The 22698-nt window shown below is 37.1% G+C and carries 20 protein-coding genes and 1 pseudogene; 8 read left to right on the top strand and 13 right to left on the bottom strand.

Annotated features, from left to right (window positions below; genetic code table 11):
- The first annotated feature begins 1 nt into the window (after position 1).
- The 3 genes from HRT96_RS10210 to HRT96_RS10200 are packed head-to-tail and all read left to right on the top strand — an operon-like array spanning position 2 to position 3029.
- Complete coding sequence (locus HRT96_RS10210) at positions 2-565, top strand: hypothetical protein (protein WP_293155879.1); 564 nt, start codon at positions 2-4, stop codon at positions 563-565.
- Positions 562-2862: an AAA family ATPase gene (locus HRT96_RS10205; protein ID WP_293155875.1), complete on the top strand. Its 2301-nt coding sequence runs from the start codon at positions 562-564 to the stop codon at positions 2860-2862. Before HRT96_RS10210 ends, HRT96_RS10205 begins: the two co-directional genes overlap by 4 nt.
- A gap of 41 nt (positions 2863-2903) precedes the next feature.
- Positions 2904-3029 (top strand): hypothetical protein, encoded by a 126-nt coding sequence (locus HRT96_RS10200; RefSeq protein ID WP_293155872.1) that lies wholly within the window; start codon positions 2904-2906, stop codon positions 3027-3029.
- 207 nt (positions 3030-3236) lie between these two features.
- On the opposite strand, the gene HRT96_RS10195 is transcribed toward HRT96_RS10200, so the two are convergent.
- The 3 genes from HRT96_RS10195 to HRT96_RS10185 form a co-directional block, all read right to left on the bottom strand.
- Entirely contained in the window at positions 3237-4139 is a 903-nt protein-coding gene (locus HRT96_RS10195) for a radical SAM protein (protein WP_293155869.1), read from the bottom strand.
- A 343-nt stretch (positions 4140-4482) separates the two neighbouring features.
- Positions 4483-6021, bottom strand: coding sequence for a caspase family protein (locus tag HRT96_RS10190; protein WP_293155866.1), 1539 nt, complete (start codon positions 6019-6021; stop codon positions 4483-4485).
- Positions 6022-7313: 1292 nt separating this feature from the next.
- Entirely contained in the window at positions 7314-7562 is a 249-nt protein-coding gene (locus HRT96_RS10185) for a transcriptional regulator (protein WP_293155863.1), read from the bottom strand.
- 145 nt (positions 7563-7707) lie between these two features.
- Between HRT96_RS10185 and HRT96_RS10180 the strand changes: the two genes are divergently transcribed.
- Both HRT96_RS10180 and HRT96_RS10175 read left to right on the top strand, forming a co-directional pair.
- A complete protein-coding gene (locus HRT96_RS10180) occupies positions 7708-8049 on the top strand; it encodes a transposase (RefSeq protein WP_293155860.1) in 342 nt (113 codons plus the stop codon).
- A 20-nt stretch (positions 8050-8069) separates the two neighbouring features.
- A complete protein-coding gene (locus tag HRT96_RS10175; RefSeq protein WP_293155857.1) occupies positions 8070-8738 on the top strand; it encodes an IS110 family transposase in 669 nt (222 codons plus the stop codon).
- A gap of 280 nt (positions 8739-9018) precedes the next feature.
- Here HRT96_RS10175 and HRT96_RS10170 read toward each other — a convergent pair.
- The 3 genes and pseudogenes from HRT96_RS10170 to HRT96_RS10160 all read right to left on the bottom strand — a co-directional run bounded on the left by HRT96_RS10170 (position 9019) and on the right by HRT96_RS10160 (position 11465).
- Positions 9019-9611 (bottom strand): annotated as a pseudogene (locus tag HRT96_RS10170) (tyrosine-type recombinase/integrase).
- A 254-nt stretch (positions 9612-9865) separates the two neighbouring features.
- On the bottom strand, positions 9866-10651 hold the full coding sequence (locus HRT96_RS10165) for a hypothetical protein (protein ID WP_293155854.1): 786 nt from the start codon (positions 10649-10651) through the stop codon (positions 9866-9868).
- 49 nt (positions 10652-10700) lie between these two features.
- Positions 10701-11465, bottom strand: coding sequence for a hypothetical protein (locus tag HRT96_RS10160; RefSeq protein ID WP_293155851.1), 765 nt, complete (start codon positions 11463-11465; stop codon positions 10701-10703).
- Positions 11466-12592: 1127 nt separating this feature from the next.
- Here HRT96_RS10160 and HRT96_RS10155 point away from each other — a divergent pair.
- Complete coding sequence (locus tag HRT96_RS10155; RefSeq protein ID WP_293155848.1) at positions 12593-13999, top strand: hypothetical protein; 1407 nt, start codon at positions 12593-12595, stop codon at positions 13997-13999.
- Between the two features lie 174 nt (positions 14000-14173).
- Here HRT96_RS10155 and HRT96_RS10150 read toward each other — a convergent pair whose 3' ends face one another.
- Positions 14174-14488 (bottom strand): helix-turn-helix transcriptional regulator, encoded by a 315-nt coding sequence (locus HRT96_RS10150; protein WP_293155846.1) that lies wholly within the window; start codon positions 14486-14488, stop codon positions 14174-14176.
- Positions 14489-14850: 362 nt separating this feature from the next.
- Between HRT96_RS10150 and HRT96_RS10145 the strand changes: the two genes are divergently transcribed.
- Positions 14851-15153, top strand: a complete 303-nt coding sequence (locus HRT96_RS10145; protein ID WP_293155843.1) for a hypothetical protein — start codon at positions 14851-14853, stop codon at positions 15151-15153.
- A 4-nt stretch (positions 15154-15157) separates the two neighbouring features.
- Complete coding sequence (locus HRT96_RS10140; protein WP_293155840.1) at positions 15158-16534, top strand: DEAD/DEAH box helicase family protein; 1377 nt, start codon at positions 15158-15160, stop codon at positions 16532-16534.
- A 175-nt stretch (positions 16535-16709) separates the two neighbouring features.
- Here the strand turns inward: HRT96_RS10140 and HRT96_RS10135 are convergent, their stop codons facing one another.
- The 6 genes from HRT96_RS10135 to HRT96_RS10110 all read right to left on the bottom strand — a co-directional run bounded on the left by HRT96_RS10135 (position 16710) and on the right by HRT96_RS10110 (position 21793).
- The gene (locus tag HRT96_RS10135; RefSeq protein ID WP_293155837.1) at positions 16710-17657 is read right to left on the bottom strand and encodes a hypothetical protein; all 948 of its coding nucleotides are present in this window, start codon (positions 17655-17657) and stop codon (positions 16710-16712) included.
- 1 nt (position 17658) lies between these two features.
- Positions 17659-18624, bottom strand: a complete 966-nt coding sequence (locus HRT96_RS10130) for a DGQHR domain-containing protein (RefSeq protein WP_293155834.1) — start codon at positions 18622-18624, stop codon at positions 17659-17661.
- A gap of 478 nt (positions 18625-19102) precedes the next feature.
- Entirely contained in the window at positions 19103-19822 is a 720-nt protein-coding gene (locus HRT96_RS10125) for a DUF5677 domain-containing protein (RefSeq protein WP_293155831.1), read from the bottom strand.
- An 84-nt stretch (positions 19823-19906) separates the two neighbouring features.
- Complete coding sequence (locus tag HRT96_RS10120) at positions 19907-20620, bottom strand: hypothetical protein (RefSeq protein ID WP_293155828.1); 714 nt, start codon at positions 20618-20620, stop codon at positions 19907-19909.
- A 73-nt stretch (positions 20621-20693) separates the two neighbouring features.
- Positions 20694-21263, bottom strand: coding sequence for a hypothetical protein (locus HRT96_RS10115; RefSeq protein ID WP_293155825.1), 570 nt, complete (start codon positions 21261-21263; stop codon positions 20694-20696).
- Between the two features lie 62 nt (positions 21264-21325).
- Positions 21326-21793, bottom strand: a complete 468-nt coding sequence (locus tag HRT96_RS10110) for a hypothetical protein (RefSeq protein WP_293155822.1) — start codon at positions 21791-21793, stop codon at positions 21326-21328.
- Positions 21794-22698: the final 905 nt, after the last annotated feature.

The raw sequence follows: 22698 nt of genomic DNA, 5'->3' as shown, positions 1-22698 counted from the left end.
CATGGCTGAAAAAAAATTAACAAATGCAGAGCTTGATCAAGTTGGCTTATCAAGCATCGAAATCGACTGGGATAACAAGCAAAAGCTGACAGCTCTGTTTCATCATTACGCTGAACAAAAGGAGCCGCTACCCGCGTATAGTGTTAACGATAACGGCGATGCGATGCCAAACCTCAGCCATTTAGCACGGCTTGCAAAAGTCATTCAAGGCAAGCAAGTTTTTAAGCGTGTTTACGCTCGTGAATTGCTTGATGCAGCGATTAAAGCATTAAGTATCGAGGATCTGTCTAATCCCGATGAAAAAGATGAAACACAAACGGTTCGTGAGCACCTCCAGTCAAGTATTGATAATGCTCGACGTAGTACCAGCGATATAGATAACAAGCTAAAAGAGGCATTAAATAAAATTGCTGCTCTGACCGATGAAAATCAACGCCAAGCTGGAGAGATAACTACATTAACAGCAAAGCTTACCGTTGCGGTAATCCGGACAAGAGATGCTGAAAAACGTGTCATTAAAGGCGATCAGCAAGAGCGTAAATCGCTCAAACGAGTGTTTGGATGAGACTCAACCCTGAGCCATTCAACATTGAATTAATGATCACGAGCCAAAACCCTGGCAACCGTGGTTCGCAAATCATCCATGGCTGGTATAACGGCGTACAACACTCAGTTGTCGCTCGTGCACATGTGCTAGCACGACCTGCACAATCAGGGGAACATTGGCGTTTCACTGGCGAATGGGATACCAACCCATCCTACATCAACCAAATTATTGCAAGCCATGGCGAACCTATCGAGGTTGAGGGAGAGCGTCTAAAGCAATACATTGTGCGTCACCCGCAACTGCGGGTGGGTGAAGGGGCAACGCGGATTGGTGAAAAAACATGGCTTAGTGCAATCGAAGCAGCAAAAGGGCCAGATCAGCTGGGACAACTCATTGATAAGGAAGATCACGATGGCATACGAGTACTGGCAGTCAGACGCCTGACTCACAACATTGAGTTGGTTTTTAGGAGCTGGGCAGTGCTGCGCGGCGAGCTAGAAGCAATCAAATTACTAGCAAAACATCAAATCGGCAAACGACTGAGCAATCGCCTGATCCGCCAATATGGCGAAACATTGCCTGAGGTACTGCACACCGATTGCTACAAAATTTTAGCATATGATCGCAACACAACATCGTTATTTAATAGCTGTGAAAAAATGGCGAATGCGATGGAGTATCCCGCTGAAGATCCACGTAGGCTACAAGGCGCGGTAGATTTTGTTCTAAATTATCGGCTGGACAAGTATGGCCATACTGCAATCGAGCGTGAAACGCTACAAAGTGCGCTTGAACGCCATTTTAACGATAGTTCAGTCGCAGAGCAAGCAATCGACCTTACACTAACCTCAGGCGCGTTACAGGAGAACCCGGAGGGCTTGTTACAGTCACGACCTGTCGCTTATGCAGAAGCGACGCTTGAAAAACGTTTTGTTAACATGATTAAACATGGCGTTGACAGTATTTTTGACAATCTTCTGGTTGGTAACGCAGAGAATGTCTACGCGATAGCTGAGAACCCAAAGAAAAAGGGCAAGCCAAATACCAAATTCGAATTAACAGATGAGCAAAAAAACGCGATCAAATTACCATTTCAACAGCAGCTTTCTGTTATCACTGGTGGAGCTGGCACGGGTAAAACAACTGTAATTTCAAGTGTGGTAAGACTAGCTCAGGCACTAAACATTCGAGTGTTTCAAATGGCCCTCTCTGGTCAAGCTGCCGATGTCATGCGCGGTTACAATGAAAATCATGATATCGATTGTCTATCACGCACAATTCATTGGTATATACTCCCGTTCGAAAATGCGGAAGAAGCTAAAGAAAATAATCCTTATCGTGAACCAGAAGAGTTTCCTGCCGACTGTTTAATCATTATTGATGAAACATCAATGGTAGATCTTTCCCTAATGAATCGTTTGTTGCGTCTATTGCCCGAAACAGCCCGCATTCTGATGGTCGGCGATCCGAACCAAATTCCCCCCATAGGTGCTGGATTAGTATTTCACTTATTATGCAACAGCAAGCACGTGCCGATTGCCAAGTTAACCAAAGCCCATCGCAGCGCAGCTGCTACGGGTATACCAGCGATTGCTGACAGTATTAGCCAAGGCGTTGATCCTGAACTGATTACGTTTGATTTAGCTGCTCCAGCCCCTCAACATGGGGTGTTTTTCTTGCCAACGACTATCGATAGAACCGATCCGCATTCCTTAGCGAAAGTCATTTTTGAGGTCGCTAATAAACTTGGATTAGAAAAAACACAGGTGATCACTACGCATCGCAAAAGTGCGAACGCCTATGGACCGATAGTGCAGTCTATTCATCATATCAACAGCTATTTTCAATCACAGCTGACAACAGACAAAACACCGCCATTAAAAGCTTGGGGGCTCAATGAGAATGATCCTGTTATTGTCAGAAAAAATGTGACTGATGTCGGCGGAAATGGCTTTGATCTGTTCAATGGTAGTCTCGGCAAGCTGCTCTCTGCCACAGTGCCGTACACTTTTAAGTTCGGCGAAGAGCAACGTATACTGGATAACGAAGCTATCGCTAAGCTCGGAATCATGCTTGGCTATGCACTGACCGTACATAGCTTCCAAGGCAGTGCTGCTGAATGCGTTATTATTGCCGTCACCAAGTCGAATCTGTTAGAGCGCAGTTTGTTGTACACCGCATTGACCCGCGCCAAAAAGACCGTTGTTTTTGTCGGTGATAAAAAAGCATTTAATGCTGCGATAGAAGCAAATCCCAAATGGAAAACTATACAGACAGGGTTTAGCGTTGATAGATCTTTTGATGAAATAAAATGATGTCTGCTTACGTACTCGATTTAAACGTCAGAGAGCAGTAAGTGCAGGCTGAATATGAAAATGCGAGTGTGCGAGCATGTAAGCCGCCAACTGATGATAAAGTGGAAGTCGTTGCCTATGGCGGCGCTGCTTCGCGCAGCGAATTACAATGTAATAGTATGCGGTAAATGCGACTCACTGCTGAGCCGTATCTAGATCCAAAGGCGAAACAAGGTGCTTATTTTAAATATAAAAAATAAGTACGCGGCTAGCCTATTAATTCAAACATTAATTATTAACATGATAAGTGGCCACTTGCTAGGTAACCTCATGAATGAATGTAGATCACATTTTTTATGTTTTGGATCATTAATATTATATTGTCACGTTATTTGTCACAGTCCTCGCTGCCACTCTTGGCGTAAAGGTATAGATCCCGGTTGTTGCTGCGCTAGTTGAACCTTTGCAAGTAACTGTGCTTTATCCTGTCCCAAAGTGCCTTTTAAGACCAAGTAATTTGAAGCGTGATCAGAACGAAATATTGTTTTTTCCAGTTCCAGATTAGTTAAAAGTATTTCCATTTCTTTAAACAACTCTTGCTGGCGTAACTGGCGGTAAGGTTGTCGATTTTCTTTTAAGAAATTTTCAGCAAATCGTTCTTCACCGAACGGAAAGCTTACAACCAAAGTAGATAAGTAATCTGGCTGGGTTTCATTCATCAAGCGAGCTGAGTTAATTGCATGCTGTTCAGAAAATTCCGGGCCACCTAAACCGTTTAAAATCATAACAGAACTTTTCATACCGGCTTGTTTGATTTTGTTAAGGGCTACAACTGAACTTTGGTATGTTTCGCCTTTATTGATCAGTTTTAAAACCTCATCATCACCACTCTCACAACCTACGTACATGAGTTTAAGACCCAGTGATCTTAGCTCGGTTAGCTGCTCAACCGTTTTATTCGTTAAGTTACGAGGTAAGCAATAGCTAGAAACACGAGTAACTTGAGGTAAGTGAAGTTTAATCAATTCAAGAATTTCTTTTAGGCGTTTAAATGGCAACATCATTGCATCGCCATCGGCAAGAAAAACACGACCAGTGGGGAGGCCTGACTGAGCTACGGTTATAATTTCTTTCTCAATCTGTTCAATTTTCTTAGGGGTGAATTTTTTATTATCGCCTTCATACATCGAACAGAACGAACACTTATTCCATGAGCAACCATTAGTTACTTGTAGAATTAAGCTCTTCCATTCGCTTGGTGGCCGAAATACTGGTTCAATGTAATCTATAGGGTACATATTGATAACTCATTAAAATGAAAACCCAATCTTAAATCATAACGCCTTAATTTACGATTTTTTGGTGTTCACATTTTTGTTAATTGATATTATTGATTGATTCACAATATTATTGATTGATATTGTGAATGATTGATATTGTGATTGATTGATATTGTAACTCTGTATTGGACAGAAATGGCTTAGAACTTAAGCTTCAAAGGGGACGTTTCGCATTACTGAAAGTGTTTCTCAATTGAGATTAACGCTTTGCTAAGCGGCAATAAAACAGCTGGCTAGAGTTAGCGAGGGACGAGCAAAAGCCAGCTGTTTTTTGTCCGTTTAAGCTATTTGTTAGAAATTTTTACTCAACACTATTTTTAAACAACCCTTCAATCCATAACTTAACTTCAGTTTGAATTTTATCAGACGCAGAAACAGGTGCCTCAATGGAATCAATATTAGTTTGAATCATTTTCCAACTGGTACACTTAGGCTGTGAGAAGCTTTTCCAATCATTCCTTTTTAATACCTCATAAGCAACATGAAACACCATATGTTTATTGGAATAAATTGGAACTATGTGTAATGAAAGTGGTGGTGCTAATTCTACTTTTGGTTTGAAAGATACTTTAGATATTCTATTTTCAGAATAGTGCGTATAGTCAAAACCATCAATATATTTATGAGTTTTGGTAACATTCTCTAGTTTATACTCGGTATCATCCTCATCACCCCATAGACCCATATCTCTAGCAAGAGCCATGGTGTTTTTAATTGGCTTTTTAGGGAGCGCTTTATATTCCTCTACTTTATAAGTGTTTTCACCATATGTAGGTTCGGAAAAATAATTTTTTCTTTTGTTTTTATCTAACCAAGTCCCAATTTTCGCTCTATTGGGAACTTGGTATATTCTCAGATCAAATTCAGTTTCAATTTCATAAACACTTTGAAGATCATCATCCCATTCCGATATATTTTTATTAAAGGACTCTATAAATTTGAGTAAATCCTCTTCATTAAAACAAATCTCATCTGATTTAATCTTAATTAACTCAAAAACCGAAAGTTCTTTCTTCTCAGGTAGAATAGCTTCGTCTTTATTAACATCGCTATCGTTCATGGATGTTTGTAGAACGGTTTCAGAAGATTCAATATCAGAGTCATCTAAGCCAAACGCATCGTAAATTATTTTATGCGTAGCTGTTGTTACATGCCCAAACTTTTCAATATTATCAGCTTGAGTTACAAAAATTGGTTTAGAATCTCCTTTATTAGAAAAATCATCTGCTACATAAGCCATTATTTCTCTATATCTAACATCACCGCTATGCTCTGTAATGCCTGTCAGAATACTTTCTGTAAATCGGCTAAACTCTTTACCTGCGAATGATGTTTGATTTTCCCTAGATGAAAACCAAAAATATATATCGTTTAAACCATATTTTTGAGCCGACTTTTTAAGTTCGCTTTCAGTATTTGATTCACTTTTTATATATTGTGTCCCACTAAAACATGCGTCTACGATTTTCACACATAACTTAGGAGATAAGGTTTTAATCCAATCATCAACTTCAGAATTTCTTAGCCCTGTACTTTCTCTTTTTGTTAGATCAAAATCTGACAGTAGATAAAAGAAATCATCATCATATCTGTCTCCATGCCCAGAAAAGTAAAAGAAAAGTTCATCAATATCTTCTCCTTTATATTTCTCAACTAAGTCAGATATTTTTCTTTTTACTTCATAGCCTGCTTCATTGTTATTGATAAAAAGAGTTTCTTTAATCTCTTTTACATCATTAAGAACTTCTCCAATAACTTTTGCATCATTTTTACAGGCTAATAAGTCATCAAAGCTTGATGACTTATACTTTTCAACACCTATGATTATTGCTAAATTCAATTATGACTCCAGGGTGCCACTGGGGCACAATTTCTAACGTGTTTATACAGACGTCTTTATAAGTACTTTTCCAAACGGCTGTTTAAATTCATAGAATCATCTTAAACCAATTTTAAAATCAATGCATTACATGCTTATTTATAGTCAGCTTTTAAGCACGTCCCCCCGCAAAATTGAGACTTTTATTTATAGAGGTCTCTATAAATAAATTTGATTACGAACAGAAACTATATATTTCAATAAATTAATTTTTTACAAAAAGTGAAACTGAGTCTATTTGGCTATATAAGTAACCCATGTTTAGCAAAAAATGACTAAATTTCATTATATCTGTATACAACGCTAGTTTTAACGTAAGGACAACGCATGAATAAATCGATTGAGATCTTGCTTTGGCAAGCTAACACTAGGTTCATTTTCAAAACAATCATGCATAAAATGTATGGCAAATCTATATGGATATATTGCGGTTGAGTAACAGCTCTAAGCCACTTTGGGGCAATTTCGAGTTAGCTAGATTCTATATAGCATCGAATGTATAATATTAAATTATAACTATAAAGGTCAGGTGGTTTATGAATTCAATTCAAATTTTCGGCGGCATAATGCTCACCGTTTCAGTTGTAATTTTTATAGGCGGTCTTTATTTCATCGTCCATAATAAAAAATAGTGAAGTGGTTAAATATTACTGGCCATCGTTTTCGATTCATTTATGTAAATTGTGTGAGAACCTACCCCATTTTTCACATTATGAAAACTATGGCAAACCGAAACTTTCACATTTTAAGTGAGTAACAACTCTAAGCTACTTAGGGGCAAAAGTGAGATACGTTTCTGTTGTGACAACAGAATATGGAAAAACAACAACTAAATTTAAAGCCACTCGACAATCCTAAGTAACCGCTTAAATATTCATTTAACCGATCATGCTGTAAAAGTAGCTATGTTGATTGAACTTAGATTAAAACTTTAATACTATATTCAAATCGTATGAGTAAAGTATTAGGGAAGATATGGATTCATTAGATAAATATGGTAAAGATAATTGCGACATGGCGTTGCGTATATTTGAGAAAACTAATTCTCATAAATCAGTCTCAGAATGTATGGATGTATCATTCAACGTAGCCTGTAAGATGGTACTGGCTTCGCTTCACCATAAGAAGTTGCAGTTACAGGGATAGGTTTACTAAAGTTGTAGTTATCAGTGTCTTTAGCCTCCTAGTTGGAGGCTTTTTAGATCTTGGGATAAACCCTAAGCCATTGGTGGACATAAATGAGTTGGATCAGTTCAAATTGGGTAATGCTCATTTTCATATGCTTCAACAAAAACGATCAGCCTTTCAAGCTCATCACCTTTAGGCGTATTGAGTGCTGCATCAAATAGTGTTTCTATTCTTTTTAGCGCAATTTGATGGTCGCTTGTCGATGCTTTAAGTACTATCTCAGCGAGTGACAGAGACGTTAGCTCATCACCGTGTGCATTGTCGGGTGTCAAACCTTCTACTAAATTTTTGTCTGGTTGCATTTTATTGCTCATAGCCATCTCGTTAAATAGAGTTTAGATTAGTTTCGATTAGTTTCAGCATAGCAAAATAAAGCCCTCGCTAACATGATGTATGGAATCCACACCTCCTTCGCCCATCTACACTTATGGATGAGCTTTTGATTTAGAGGATTCTATTATGTTAACCAAAAATATCATCGCGATCGATTTAGCTAAAAATGTACTGCAAGTATGCTACATAAGCATTGATGGTGAATTACTTAGTAACAAAGCCCTAAATCATCAGAAAACAAAAGAATTTTTAGCCAAGGCAAAGCCTTCGATCGTTGCTGTAGAGGGCTGCTGCGGTTGCCATTACTGGGGAAGATACGCTGAGCAATTTGGGCATGAAGTACGGATCATCAATCCCAAAAAAGTTAAAGGGTACTTGGAAGGACACAAAACAGATCGAAATGATGCACTTGCTATTGCAAATGCCCTATTCAAATTGGTATCAAATATAGCCCACCGAAGTCCCTAGAACAGCAGGCTATGCAATCTTTGGAAAGCAGCCGTCGTTTCCTATCTCGAAACTTAGTGTCACTTGGTCAGCACATTAGAGGGTCACTCCTGGGTTACGGAATTGCTAATCCCAAGGGTGAAAAAGGGTTGAAAGCATCAGTTCAAACTGTTTTAGATGGAGAAACAAATATTTCTGCCAATGTCATCGGTGTGATGGCTATCCTTTGGGAGCAATACAAGCTGCTTAAAAATGAGTTGAAGGATTTTGAAAAAGAGAAAAATGCTTTAACACGCCAAATTGAACCGTGCAAAAGGTTGATGAAAATTGAAGGTGTTGGGGAAACAATTGCAGCGATGCTTTACACAACGTTAGGAGATGGAAAGCAATTTAAAAATGGCCGTCAAGCTTCCGCGTTTGTTGGACTAACGCCGAAGCAACATAGTTCGGGTGGCAAGGTGTTCATGATTGGTATTGATAAGTGTGGAGGGGTAAAAGAATTACGGTCTCTGCTGTATCTTGGCGCAATGTCGTGTCTTGGAAGGTTACCAGAAAAACCGAGAACGCAAAAAGATGCTTGGTTACGCAAGACCGTTGAACTGATTGGCTTCAAGAAAACGTGCATAGCACTGGCCAACAAAATTGTTAGAACTGCATGGGCAATGCTTCGATATGAAACTGAATATAAACCTATTTTACTCGCAGCATAATGATCACAATAATTTAAAATTTTACAAAATGATGATGCATAAAAGGTAAGACCAACCTACTGAAAACCTGACCATTCTGTAATGCTGAAAAAGCTGTTAACACGATGAGGACGGTAGGTGCGCAAACATCAAAGGCTAGAAGGTAGCTCCTTCAAGAAGAAGCCGAATATACGTACGCATCTTAACTTTATTGATTTGTCGCTTTGTAAATACGTGGATTCCATATACATTTTGGGGCATGTTTGGTCTTCAACTATAGTGGTTGAAGGCCGAACTAAATTTAACTATCCGTTTCCTCAGATAACTTCAGGACATCTTCAATCTCAATGCCCAAGTATCGAATTGTGTTATCTACTTTTGTATGGCCTAAAAGCAGTTGCACTGCACGTATATTTTTAGTACGTGCATATATCAACGTAGCTTTGGTTCGTCTCATCGAATGCGTGCCATATAAGTTATCATCCAGCCCTAAGCTTAACGCCCACGACTTGATAATTTTTGAGTAATAAGAATAACTAATCGGTTGGCCTATTCTGCGAATACTGGGAAATAGGTAGCTCTCAGTTCCCAGTTTTGCCGAACAGATCCACCTACAGATACTTTGCTGACTTCTAGGTGTTATTTCAAATTGAACGTCATTACCTGTTTTGCTTTGATTAAGCTGTACTCGTGAACGATACCTTGGGAATAAACATCTCCAACTTTCATTCTAAGTAAGTCACATGAACGCAGTTTGCTATCTATAGCCAAGTTTAAGAGAGCTAGTTGCATTGGATTATCATTAATTTGGAGTCTGGTTCGAATACCCCAAATTTCTTCTAGTCTAAATGGCTTCTTAGCACCATGTACGTGATTTGAGTTCTTTACAATCATCATGACCTCCTATTACTGATAATGGTCATGATTATTGTAGAATGGAACATAGAATGTTCACATAGAATGGAACAGGTACAGAGCTTAGAACTGGACAGAAATGGCTTAGAGCTTATGCTTCAGAGAGGATGTTTCGCATTACTACAAGTATAGCGAAGCTGAGATTAACGCCCACTTAAGCGGACAAAAATGGTTGGCTATACTTGTTTAGAAACGAAACAAAACCAACTGTTTTACTCCGTTTAAAGTACTTGTTAAACGTCTTCATCAAGTTGTTTATCAAATATTTTTTGGTAGAACTTCTGAGCTATACCATCAACACTTTTATGAATTTCTAAAGCTGCATCGATTGAATAAGTTTTATCAAGGGCATTCGTGTAGTAGGAACCAATAAGTACCGTTCTATCCCATTCATAAATATCATCATCATCATTAACAAACCCAACCCTATTCGCAGGAGTGTTTTTTAAAGCATTCAGAATCATTCCTATTTGTTCATAAGTTAAATAACGACCTATGCCAATAACAAACTCGGGAATCCATTCCTTATGACCAAACTCAGCATTAATTGGTATGTCATTTGATTGCAAAGACTGTTTCACTAGATCTGAACCAGTTAAATGAGGGTTAAATAATAATTTGACTCCATCCCATTCGTTATCTACTTTGGCTTCAAAATCATTCACAACTTCATCATTATTATTGTTATTGTTATTGTTATTAATAGTTACTGGCGAAAATTTCTTTTCTGATTTCAATCTCCCGAGTTTATCTTTAATATATTCATTGTAATAATGGTCCTCTTGCATCTCGGGTCTGAATTTCGTTTGTAGTAGAAATATTGACACCAAAAATACAGGAACGTTTATAACAGCGGCTATAACTAAAACAGCAGCTAACCACTCTGTTTCTACAAATGAAGTTGCTGTCGTTAAAAAGATACCGTTGACGAAAATCAATCCCACCAACCAGGCAGCCAGCAATTGAATTGGTTTTGTTATTTTTGTGGTATCAATTCCACTCTGTTGTCCTACACTCAAAAAATATACTCCAATTTAAAATTGACGTTTAGTCCGCTTAAACGCCTTGTTAGCTCACGGCTGATATTTGTGAACTTAAGTTACTTAATGGCGAGAACTCTTTTAAGAACGTCTCATTAAAAAACGACACAAGTTCCTTCGATGAACTATACATTTCATTTGCTTTTTTAATTGAACAGCTCTCTTGCCAACTTGCAGTTATTGCAGGAACAGATTTAGAGATATCGTTAGTAAGTTCTTTAGTAAAAGATTCAGAAACATTTTCGGTTCTGCCATGTGCGAGGGCATTTCTCGCATCAAATAGTTGCGTAAACTGTTGCACAAATTTATCGCGTTTAGGTTGCTCTACATTAGAGGCTTTTAATAAAGCTTTTAACTTATTTTTAGTTGATAACTTATACTTCTTTTCTAATTCGTAAAATGACATTCCTTTATTAAAATCAAGTTTAAATTCTGCGCGGTTTGCCTTTCTTAAAGAAGAAGTAAGTGAGTTTATTATTGTTTCTGTTTGTTGTTTGTAACCTAAATTTTCAGCTAAATTAACATGAAGAGATAGATCATTCTTTGGAAGCTCCCTAAGCTTTTTGTCAATTTCTAAATGATTGTTATCATCTAAAAACGCATCTGCTCTGGACTCAAAATCGCATAGCTTTTCACAAAGGTAATTCAAATAGCTCTCAACCATAAATGCAGTCAAAGCAACACTAGTTAAACCTGCAAATATATCGCCGAAATTATCAGCTTGTAACGTTCTTTCTACTGAAGCAGAGAAATATGCATGAGCATAAACTGTACCTTTTGATTGTCCCGACAAAATTTGGTCTCCAATGTAAATAAGTGAGATAACGCACACTTAAGCGAACAATAGCCAACTTTTTTTGTTCCGTTTAAAGTACTTGTTAACTGGCTTGTATTTGAGAACGAAGGTGATTTAAAAGTAAGAGGGGAAATTTGTTTAGGACAACACGGTCATTGTGTTGGCAATTACACCACCGAAAACCCCAAGTGTTGATGAGATTAGGTGAGATGTTAGTACGCTACTTGAGTTGTTGATTTTTTCCATAGGAACCTCCTTATTTGTCTTTGTAACTAATAAATAAACTAGAGTAATTAGCAATAAAAAACAGGGTAAGGCGATGTAAGGACCAACAACAAAACAACCGATTGTAACCTCAGCTAAAGCTGACCTAAACAAACTTGTCTATACCATATACTTATTTTAACATATTTTCAATTCTCGTATTAAAAACTCTCAAAAATTCAAACTATTGCGAGTATAAATTGCCAGTTAACAGTGTATTATACAGACGTCTTCATAAGTCTTTTTTCAGACGACTGAAAAAATCTAAATACCAATTTAAACTAACTTATAAATCAATGCGTTACATACTTTTATTTAATCAGAACTTGATCTCTTTATTCCGCAAAATTGAGACTTTTATTTATAAGGCTATCTATAAGTCAATTTGATAAAGTACAGAAGCTTTATATTTCAATACATTAGCTTTTTACAGAAAGTGAAACTGAGACTGTTTGGTAATATAAGTAACGCATTTTTAGCAAAAAATGATTCAATGTCATTATGCCTGTATGCAAAGCCAGTTTTGACTTAAGAAACATGCCCTAATGTATGTATCGAACAACTGACATTTTTTAGCTAGCTAACACGGAGTTCTTTTTCACTTCACCACAGTAATAATACATCAACAAATGTATGGAAAATTAATATGAGTATATTGCGAGAGAGCCAAAGCTCTAACTCACTTTGGGGCAGAAGCGGCTTAGCGTTATTGCACCAAGCCATGCTGGACATGATGAGTTAGAGCGTTAATCTTAACTCTGCTAATTCGGATGAGAAGATGTATTTTGATACCTTAAACACTGATTAGTGAATTAAATAGGTATAATTAAAAATTATGTTTGTCTATTGATAGGTAAATTATGCACTTCAGTCAAGAGTTTATAGCTACGATCAGAACGTTGAAAATGGAGATTCACTGTTTATCGATTCATGTTTGGCAGAACAGTGAAGATGGACCTTCTTTAAAGGGACATGGAACAATAAAACAAAATAAGTTTGGTAACTTGTACATGGAGTTCGTCTGTACTGATACTCAGTATAGCCATAAACCAAATGGAGATATAACACTAATATTTCCTAAAGACTCATTAAATCTAGAGGAAACGCTATTTGCTGAGATCGTTGACATTTCAGGTCGAACATGGAAAACACAAGGTTTCCGGTTAGAACTATCTGCTTTTGGGATACAGAAAAATAAAATTATGTATATCCCTCTTTCATCTATTGAATCAGAAGAAATTCAAGATAGCGATGTAGAAAAGACATACCTACATCTTGAATTCGAACAAGAAATAGATATCCCTTATAACAAAGCAAATACCACAACGTCATCTGCTACAAAGTCTGAATCGCATGGGTTTAATGAGCTTAGTTTTAACATCGGTAACACAGAGATCAGGATCGTAAATGAATCTGAGTACAGGTTTGTCAAAGCAATTGGGGGGAGTGAGCCAGAAGCGATAGAGCAGTGCCTTAAATTCCATCTGGGTTTTTCATGCGGAACATTAATTCAACCTTATATCCTTTTCACAAATGTAGGGCACATAAACAAATGTATTATTAGAAGCTTCAACAATCAGTTGTCCCATAAACGTTCAAGTAATCCAATACCGAGCAATGTGCAAATACCTCCCAGCAGAGGTAATTATAGTGTTGAGCTATTTGAAAAAATTTTAAAGCTACATAAAGAATACCGTCATTACTTTAACTGTTTAAGCAATCATTGGGAAAGAGTCTGGCGCGCATTCAATACAACTGATGACCTTGCGGAGCTAGTATTGGCTGTTGCTATCGAAGGCATATTGAATGATATTTATATTCCTAACTTCAAAATGCACCGTGTAGACCAAAATTTAGTTTCAGCTATTACGGATATCAAGAAAAACCTTGATGATTTGGACATAGAACAGAAACACTTGGAACGCTTAAAATCAAGTGTGTCTTACTGGATGAATATTACAGCAGCTAAGGCGTTAGAGATTCTGATTAATGAAGAAGTTTTGGGGGCAAAGGATAAAAAGCTTTGGAATAAAGTTCGCAACGGAAGCGCACATCCAACCTCGAAGAAAATGAATAGTGTAGAAGATCAACAGAAAAGAGGTGAGGTCTTGGCTTGTTTGGACATTTTCCATAAATTGGTTTTGAACGTACTTACTTACGCCGGACCTGTAACATTATTTTCTACGGACATGAAAAAAGCTATATATTTGGCGTACACTCCTGTTCTTAAAGAACCTGAGAAAAGCTCACTCCCCGTCCCTGTTTAAACGGTGTTTAATTTAATAGAAAGCCCTAACTCACGACATCAACTAGGGCTTTTGAGTTAACGCCCTTGGAGCTTAAGCAATACGGTACACATTGCAGAAATGTGTCGGCACCAGAACATTTGATAAAGTACTTAAGCATCGAATATCGAAACTATTCTTTTCCTAAGCTATAGTCTATTCGGACACATTACTAGTTAACTTACTAATCAATAATATCTTCTCATCTTCTGATAATTTATCAATCAAGCACACTAGCTCAGCGGTACTGTCATCTTCACAAAAGAAGTAATTAAGTGGCACACCTAACTCATCAGCCATGCGTTGCAAAGCGGTGATGTCTGGAGTATGACGGCCTTTTTCGTAGTGGTTCATGCGTCCACTTGCCGAACTTGGTTCCATGCCTATTTTAATCCCCAAATCCTTTTGGGTAATTTTAGCTTTTTTACGCGCTTGTTTAAGGCGAGTTGGTATTGGGTTTTCTCTGACCACAGGTGTTTCATCTTAGTAATCCTGAATAGCTTAGATTGTCTAAGTTTTACTGATTACTGTATACTTAGCAATCCTAAGTTTTTAGTTTTGAGATTTTAATAATGGCGAGAGCTATAGCACTGCATCCAGATGTATATAATTTATTGATAGTAGTAAATATAAATAATTTTACAGTTTCAGAAATAAGAGACGCGCTCATGTACGAGTCAGAGTTTTTTAATGATAAGACTGAAACTCGTAAATGCATTTATCGTGTAATTTGTAAACTAACCAAGCTGAAATTACTAATAAAGCATACTCATTCGGAAGTAAAAAAGAGCAGATACACCAAATCAGAAACATTTATTACTGCTGATTTTGTGATGAAATCCATTACTGACGTACCTGTAACACAGCAACCTAAAGTAAAATCATTACGTAGCGAAAAAGACGAAAGTAGTACTGATTTCCGCTATGAATTATCTAAAGAAAAGAAAACATATGAAGCAGAACTTGCTATCTCATTAAGCGAGGTCGAGGAATTTAAAGATTTAATGCAACGCTTTCCGAAACAAAATGATCTGTTCAAACCATTCTATCTAGAAACCCGAGAACGCTCTGTTCAATTGCTTGGAAAAGTGAATGCGTTAACAAAAGTGTTAAACATCGTAGAGCTGGCAGCATGATAAAATGCTAAGAAATTGGCAGTCAGAATGCTTAGATGCAGCATTAAATAAATTCACTTCAGGACAACCTCATTTTTTGTGTTTGGCGACACCAGGTGCAGGTAAAACTGTAATGGCAGCTGAAATAGCATCATCATTAAAAAAACAAGGCATCATAGATTTAGTCTTATGCTTTTCTCCATCTTTAGCTGTGGCAGAAAGTATTAAAAGCACATTCTCTTGGCGATTAAACTGTACCTTTAATGGTGGTGTTGGTTCAATTGGTGGCTCTTACACTTATCAAAACATGTTGTATATGAATGATGAGTTTTGGGATCTACTTAAACGTTATCGTGTATTAGTTGTGTTCGATGAAATTCACCACTGCTCAGGTAACAGTGTTATTGAAGCAAATGCTTGGGGAATGGAAATACTGACTAAGATCCAAGATTACGCAGCCTTCACCTTAGCTCTAACGGGGACACCATGGCGATCAGATGCTCAGCCCATTTCACTCGCTCGATATTCTAAGCCCGAAGATGAAATCCAATGTGATTACATTTATGGTTTATCTCAAGCTGTGAAAGACCATGTTTGCCGATCTCCAAAGATTGTATTAGTTGATAATGATGATTTAAGTATCACTAGCTCAAATGAAGAAGCCAAGTGTTTTAATTCAATTCAAGAGCTACTAATGAATGAATCTATCCCTTATTCAGCGATCATCACCAACCGTGAAGCGATGCTGTATTTATTAGGGTTAAGTTGCCATAAACTAGCTGAAATAAGACAAGTTAATCCGAGAGCAGGTGGACTTGTTGTTGCATCATCAGTTGAGCACGCCAACGACTTATTATTGTTATTGCAAAATGAATTCAATCAATCAGGTGTGATCGTTACCTATCGTCACGATGATCCCCTTAATGAAATTACGCGATTTAGAACAAGTGATACACAATGGATTGTTAGTGTTGGAATGGTATCCGAAGGAACTGACATTCCACGATTGCAAGTGTGCTGCCATTTAAGCCACATTAAAACCGAATTGTACTTCAGGCAGGTATTAGGTCGAATATTGCGTATAAGTGACGCTGAGAACCAAGAGGCATGGCTGTATACCATTGCAGAAAGTCAGTTATCATGTTTTGCTGAGCGTATAGCTGAAGACCTGCCAGACAATAATACCGTTATTCGATTAGATCGTAGCACTGAACAGGTTTTTGATATCGACAATATCTGTGGCTCTAGTGCTGGTAAATTAAACTCAACTTCGGCTGCAGACAGGCTTGGCGTAAACATTGATTGGGGACTCGGAATAAACCAGTCTAAATTCAACACTCAAGATTTCGTTTTAACGTTGGGAACATTTAAACAGCGTCTGCTCTCAGTTTTTTTGGATTGACTCTGCGAGCCTTAAGTAACGTTAAAATCCCCTATTAGGGCTGTTACGTTGAGGCAAAATCAGAATCAGCAACGTCGGCAGACTCGTTCGTGGACATAACGGCTTAGAGTTTATGCTTCAAAGAATATGGTTCGTATTATATAAAGCAACATGATATTAACGCTTCGTTATGTGTTTATATTTGGTTCACTAGTCTGATGGCACCGTGCTTAAGAAATATGTTGCTATTAATATTATGTAAATCGGAAATCATTGAGTGACATAAAGAAACGACTGTGACACATGTACTAACAAACAAAAGTTGATCGCACTTTCCTACGTTATCGTTAATAATATCTGCCGTTGGTGTCTGCTTCCAGTTACTAGTTAATCTAAACATTTTATTATGTTCATCGGAAGAATTAACGTATGGATACCAAGCTCCCATTGAATGAGTATAGTTAACTTCATTTCTTATTTGTGAAAGCCAATTACCACTATTTACTGTATTGCGACACGACAGACCTTCTCGTAATTTAAAGAGAAAATCTACGGTTATATCCCTGTCTTTTTTTCGAAAATCAGACGACGATACCTTTGTAGCTAACGTGTCTAAAAGTTCATAAAACGTTTTCCAAACATCTTGGTGCGTATTATTTAACTGCTTAAATATAATAGTTGAGCTGGTGAAATCATATTGGCACCGATAATATCCACTAGAGGCTGTATTTCCATTCTGGAGTGAATACATTCTAGCAACATCTGTAACTGCTCTTGATTCATGACTATCAAGTTGGCTACAGCTAATCCCAAATAACCTCAGCAGTGCATGCATAGCAAAATAGGCGCTATAGTAAGAACGAATAATTAGCCAACCTGTAGATTTAGGTAGTCCATTTTCTGGAGTTATTCCATTCATACTCTCGATTGATGACGCAGCCATTCGGTTAATGTCGTATGCGTAGGGAAGCAGAAGCTCGCTATGGCTATAAACATCTAATTTAAAAGCTTTGCTTTCAAGGGGCTCTGTCATTTTGAAACTTTTTTTTGCCAACCAGCCCCTAAATGTTAAATGAGGAACTGCTTCTACATTGCTTAAGCCTGGAAGCAAATGTGCCCTTAATACATCTGTAATAATCTGCATGCTATAGAGTAAAGTTACTTTTCATCGAGTTTGATAAGTGTGTAGCAATTGCTTTATAAGAACTACCTGGCTTGCGAATTTTTTGTAAGTTAATTTTATTAAACATTTCAGCCATAACACTATCGTAATTATCAACAGTATAATCAGGGCCATGACGATCTTTTAATTTAGCGGCCACTTCAGGAAATACTGCAAATAAGGCTCTAAAAATAGTAGAATTACACAATTGTTCTTCAATATTATTTTCCTTAAAGAACCCATATAAAAAGGCCTTTAGGTAACAATTTAAAATGGCATAAAGCTCTTCTGTTTCTCTATTCCCAAAAAATTGAGCAACCGGAGTTACAGAACTGTTAAATGTAACTCTACTAATTTTATTTTTTGACTTAGATGCAGGGCTCAATTTTCCTAATAGAGCACTATTGGGATCATCGTGAAACAAGTCAAAAATTGAACGTAATGACTCTTCAGTTGAATTTTCATATTCAGCCATTCGCTTAATATCAAGTAAGAGCTCAGAAGGAACACCTTTTTGCTTTGAATTAATATCTATGAATAATCTTGATTCTTCTTTCCTGCTTAAACCAACATAAATTACCACAGGTACGCGAAGTATTGATTTAGCTTTAGAAAAACCATAAACGCGATGCTGACCGTCAAGAATAAGGAAAGCTTTTGGATCTGGCATAAATTCTAAAGTTCGGCCTCTACCAATAATTTCAACATCAGCAACATCTTGCGCTGAAATTATAATTGAAGATGGAATTGTTCCTTCTTCATTATCAATATAATTGGCAATTTCCATAGCTCGTTTTTCATCTAGGGTACGCTGAAACCCCATAATAGGATCTTCGTCGCGACTTGAAACAAAGCAACATTTAGATAAAACATCTGTTGGCATTGTAAGAGAATAAAACTTGGTTTTATTCTGAAGAATATTACTGACGGTATACCTAACCTTTTCCACTTTTATACTCCAGGTATTAACAAATACATATGGTTAGCAACCATATCATGGTTTACTAAAATAGTGGCACGATAGATCAATGAACCTTTCTACTTACTAGTTTAAATAGAGTCTTATCCAATTTCAGGCTTTCATAATCACCTTTAGATATTTCTCTAGTAATAAACTTCGTTGCCAAATGTCCGCGTCAAACTCAAGGTAACACCGGCTATCTTTCTCAATACACACGGACCAGACATTGTTAGTGAACTTCTGCTCTAACGCAGTTTGGGGCAGTTTCGGCTTAGAGCTATCATCCTAAGCCATTGATGGACAAAACTGGCTTAGTGCTTATGCTTCAAAGAGTTCGAATCGCATTACAGAAAGTATGGCCAAATTAAGATTAACGCCGCATTAAGCGGACTAAAAAACTTGGTTATAATGTGTAGCGAAACTTAACCAACTGTTTTAGTTCCGTTTTAAATACCTTGTTAAATGTTTACGCCAACGCAGAGATAATTTCTTCTTTTTTTAGAACGAACTCATTTAGTTGCTGACCTTCTAATATATTGGCAACCAGTATTCCTGCGGTAATTAGATAATTAGCTAGATTAGCGATGTAAATTTCGTAATCATTATCTTTATCTTTGCTATGAATAACCAAGTTGACTTTGTTATTAGCTGGATCATATTCAAAATGCCTTGAAAATATAGCATCTAGACTACAATGCGACTCTGCACTTAATGTTGGATATAAACCTCTATATTCTTGTTCCATGCCAGCTAAGCAAAATTTTTCATAGATATTTTTACATAACTTAAACTCATTACTTTCTTTTAACAGCTTAATTTCTGCTTCAATTTTAGGAGTTTTATCATCGGCATATTTAGCAATAGACGTTAAATAAACGTTACCTTGTTTAGCAGCCTTAAGCATTCGTTTCTCTTGCTCGTAGCTACCATGATCTAGTTGGTTGACATAAAATCCGTTTAACTTAAGATTTTTTAAATCAACGAAATTCTCAATAAATGAACGGTATATAGACAGAGATCCTGTATAATTTTGGCTTTGAATTAATGTATGAAAAGATTCTGATAATTCAATTAATGTACAGTAAATTCCCATACTGTATGCTGCGAGCTTACTTCTCGATTCGAATTGGAACAACACTGCTTTATCTGTTGAATAATCAATAGTATTTTTTAGAACCTGTTGCATAAAACTCCTATATACCAACGCTCTGCTCACGCGCCGCTTTGAAGCAACGAAGGAGCGTAAAAGCAGTCGCAGTGCTGCCGCTTGTTAGGCATTGTCGTCGATAACATTGCAATTGCAAACTACAAGCTCATAAAACCTTCTGCCCAAGTCATTAAGATAGGCACCACCTATATCTCCCATTATCGAGCCACCTACAGGCAACTTCAATAACCCAGATGTAGATAAAGGTGCATAGTCAATTTTGCTGCCCTCCGTCCATATCTCTCTTTTCTTTTTATCATCACTTTCTGCGTCCATTCTTTCCTTGTACTCATAAAATTCAACAAGTGTATCAATCCCAGTGTAAGGGTGTATCAACTCGATACTGAACATTAGAGAGTTGTATTCCTTAGCAGTGAAAGACCTGTTCTTGAAAGTCTGGATAAATAGCTCACCTAGGAGCTGAGCTTTTAGCTCATTTTGATATCGATCTAAGTACAAAATGGTGTTGTCTACTATTTTTTCAATTTTGCCATCGTCTAACGTGAGTTCTAATAGCTTTTCAGAATCGTCTTCTGACATATTTGCATGAGAAAGCTTGCCAATAAACTGTGAATACTTCTTTATGAAAAAAGCGGACTGAAACGTAGACCTTATATCATTACCAATGAACAGCCACTTAACTATAGGGAGCTGCTTCAATAGTTCAGACTCTCGACTAACTTTATCAATTACCTCATCTAGCCCTAACTCAGAAACATCTGTTAAAAGCTCCCTTGTTGGCTTCGCTAGTGACTTTGAAATTAGGTTTCTGCTCATGTCTGTTTGATTCCCGTGTCTAACACCCGAATAAGGTGTCGGTTGCGCGACACCTATTCTTATTGTTGTTAGGCTAATTACCAGCACTCTTCAATAGTGGTTTTATTTTACTATTTATTAGATCACAACCTGTTTTGATTGCACTGTCTAACTCTAAAACACCTCCAGCTATTCCTAATTCTTTTTTTATAACAGAAATAACTTTAGGCATTTTCAACATGTGCTCCGTGTGCTTAGAAAGTGCGAACGAAAAAAGTTCACGTTGATCACATTCAGGGTTACCTTTTTGTAAACCTATTTCAAAGATAGTTTCGGCTATATTTGCTAGGTACTCGAGGACAACTTTAGATGTTTCTGCATTTGCAGCAGTAAACATTTGTCCAAAAATAAATTCGTTTTCGGAGAGTACTTTATTAATTTCAGTCTGTTCAGTATTAACATCAGCCATTTTTATAATTAACTGAGTTTGTCTATTAATAGCCCCTGACACCTTTAAAAGCGTATCCTTTTTTATATCTTTCTTATGGTTTTTATAATTCCAAGCGTTAGTCACAATAAAAGTTATAACAGCCACAAAAATGGCAACAATAGATATGATCTCACGAGTGCTAAAAATTTCAGATATAACCTCTGCTGTACTCATAACTTTCCCTAGTAGCCTAACGCCTCAAACACAGCTTTACCACCTCTGCGTGCTTTGACTTGTTAACCGTTTTTGATAAATACATTTACTTTTTTAAGCGCCTCTGCAAACAAAACTTTATCAAAGGAACCCCGCTTCGGGTGCGAACCAAGAACCGACAACTCTCTTTGGCTTAAGTTGTAAGCTAGCTCGGCCTCCAACTTACCAACAATATCTCGATAGGGCTTATGAGCTTCAAAATCATTTTGCTCCGGGAATAGAGGACCTAATGTTAAAAGCCTGTACTCACAATCCTCTGGAACCATACCTGAACTGCGTAAGTTCTTAGCTAGCATATTGGCTTTAGCAGATGGCCGTAAATCTAAATGCTGACTCAAACGACCGAATGGTGATGCTGCATTTGCTGATGAGCTATCCCCTGTACGACCGACATACCAAACCGTTTTCTGCCCAGCTGATATGCGCCAAACATATAGCCAAAAACCTCGTTCCAGTATTTTTCCAGTGAAATGCGTTTCGTAACTTTCCATACTCGTACCGGTTAACGTCTTAGTATACGGAATTCCGTATAACGTGAATTAAACTATCATCAAACAGTACCAAATTTGTCATTTATTACAAATAGATAACTTCAATTAAATGCCCTAAATCAAATAAAAGCGAAGAAAAAACAAGAATTATATTTATATAGACCCGTGTAAATGCATAATCAAAAAATAAAGTTGTTATATTTCATGTTTATACTATTTAAGGAAGTTAAAAATAAAGATTATTTGGTAGTAGAATCCCACGATGCCCACCAAAAATGATTAAATCCTATTATATCTGTATATGAAGCTAGGTTTTCGATAACAAAATATATGTAAAATCAATATGACTATTTTATGTGGGGGTTAGTAATAACTCTACACTTCGGGCAATTTCGAGTTAGTTAGACGAATTAACTCGTTCGTGGACATAATCCTGATAGAGTATAATATCAAAGGGAACTGTTTATATTCCAGAAAGTATGGCTAAGTTGAGTAACACAGCCATAGCATGGCTACATGCTTGAGAGTAAGTAAACCCTGGCTTAAATTACTGCGCAGCAGGCCAAGAACAAAGGATATATTACAGTGTAGGTTTAAGCATTTGTTACTGTAAAATGAGGATCAATTGAATCAAAAGGAAAAAAGTTTATGTACTAAAAAATTGAATTTTTTTTCGTGAACCAGTTTATGAACTAGATATTTATAAAATCACAGGATGGATGTCTTGAAAGCCTTATGATTAAAGGAGTGGAGACACACACACCTACCTTATGTACAACCTTAGGGTTCTCATATGCTTTAAACAATGCCTAAACCTAGATTACATAAGTAAACGCTTAGTTAACCCCACCTACCAAATATTTTCAGTTATTGCATGATTACTCTTCATTAAATGAAGGGATAAA

The sequence above is a fragment of the Moritella sp. genome (assembly GCF_013215705.1).
In the GTDB taxonomy this organism is placed as follows: domain Bacteria; phylum Pseudomonadota; class Gammaproteobacteria; order Enterobacterales; family Moritellaceae; genus Moritella.
Note: the sequence above shows the minus strand (reverse complement) of the source record. Positions and strands in the feature narration are given on the sequence as shown.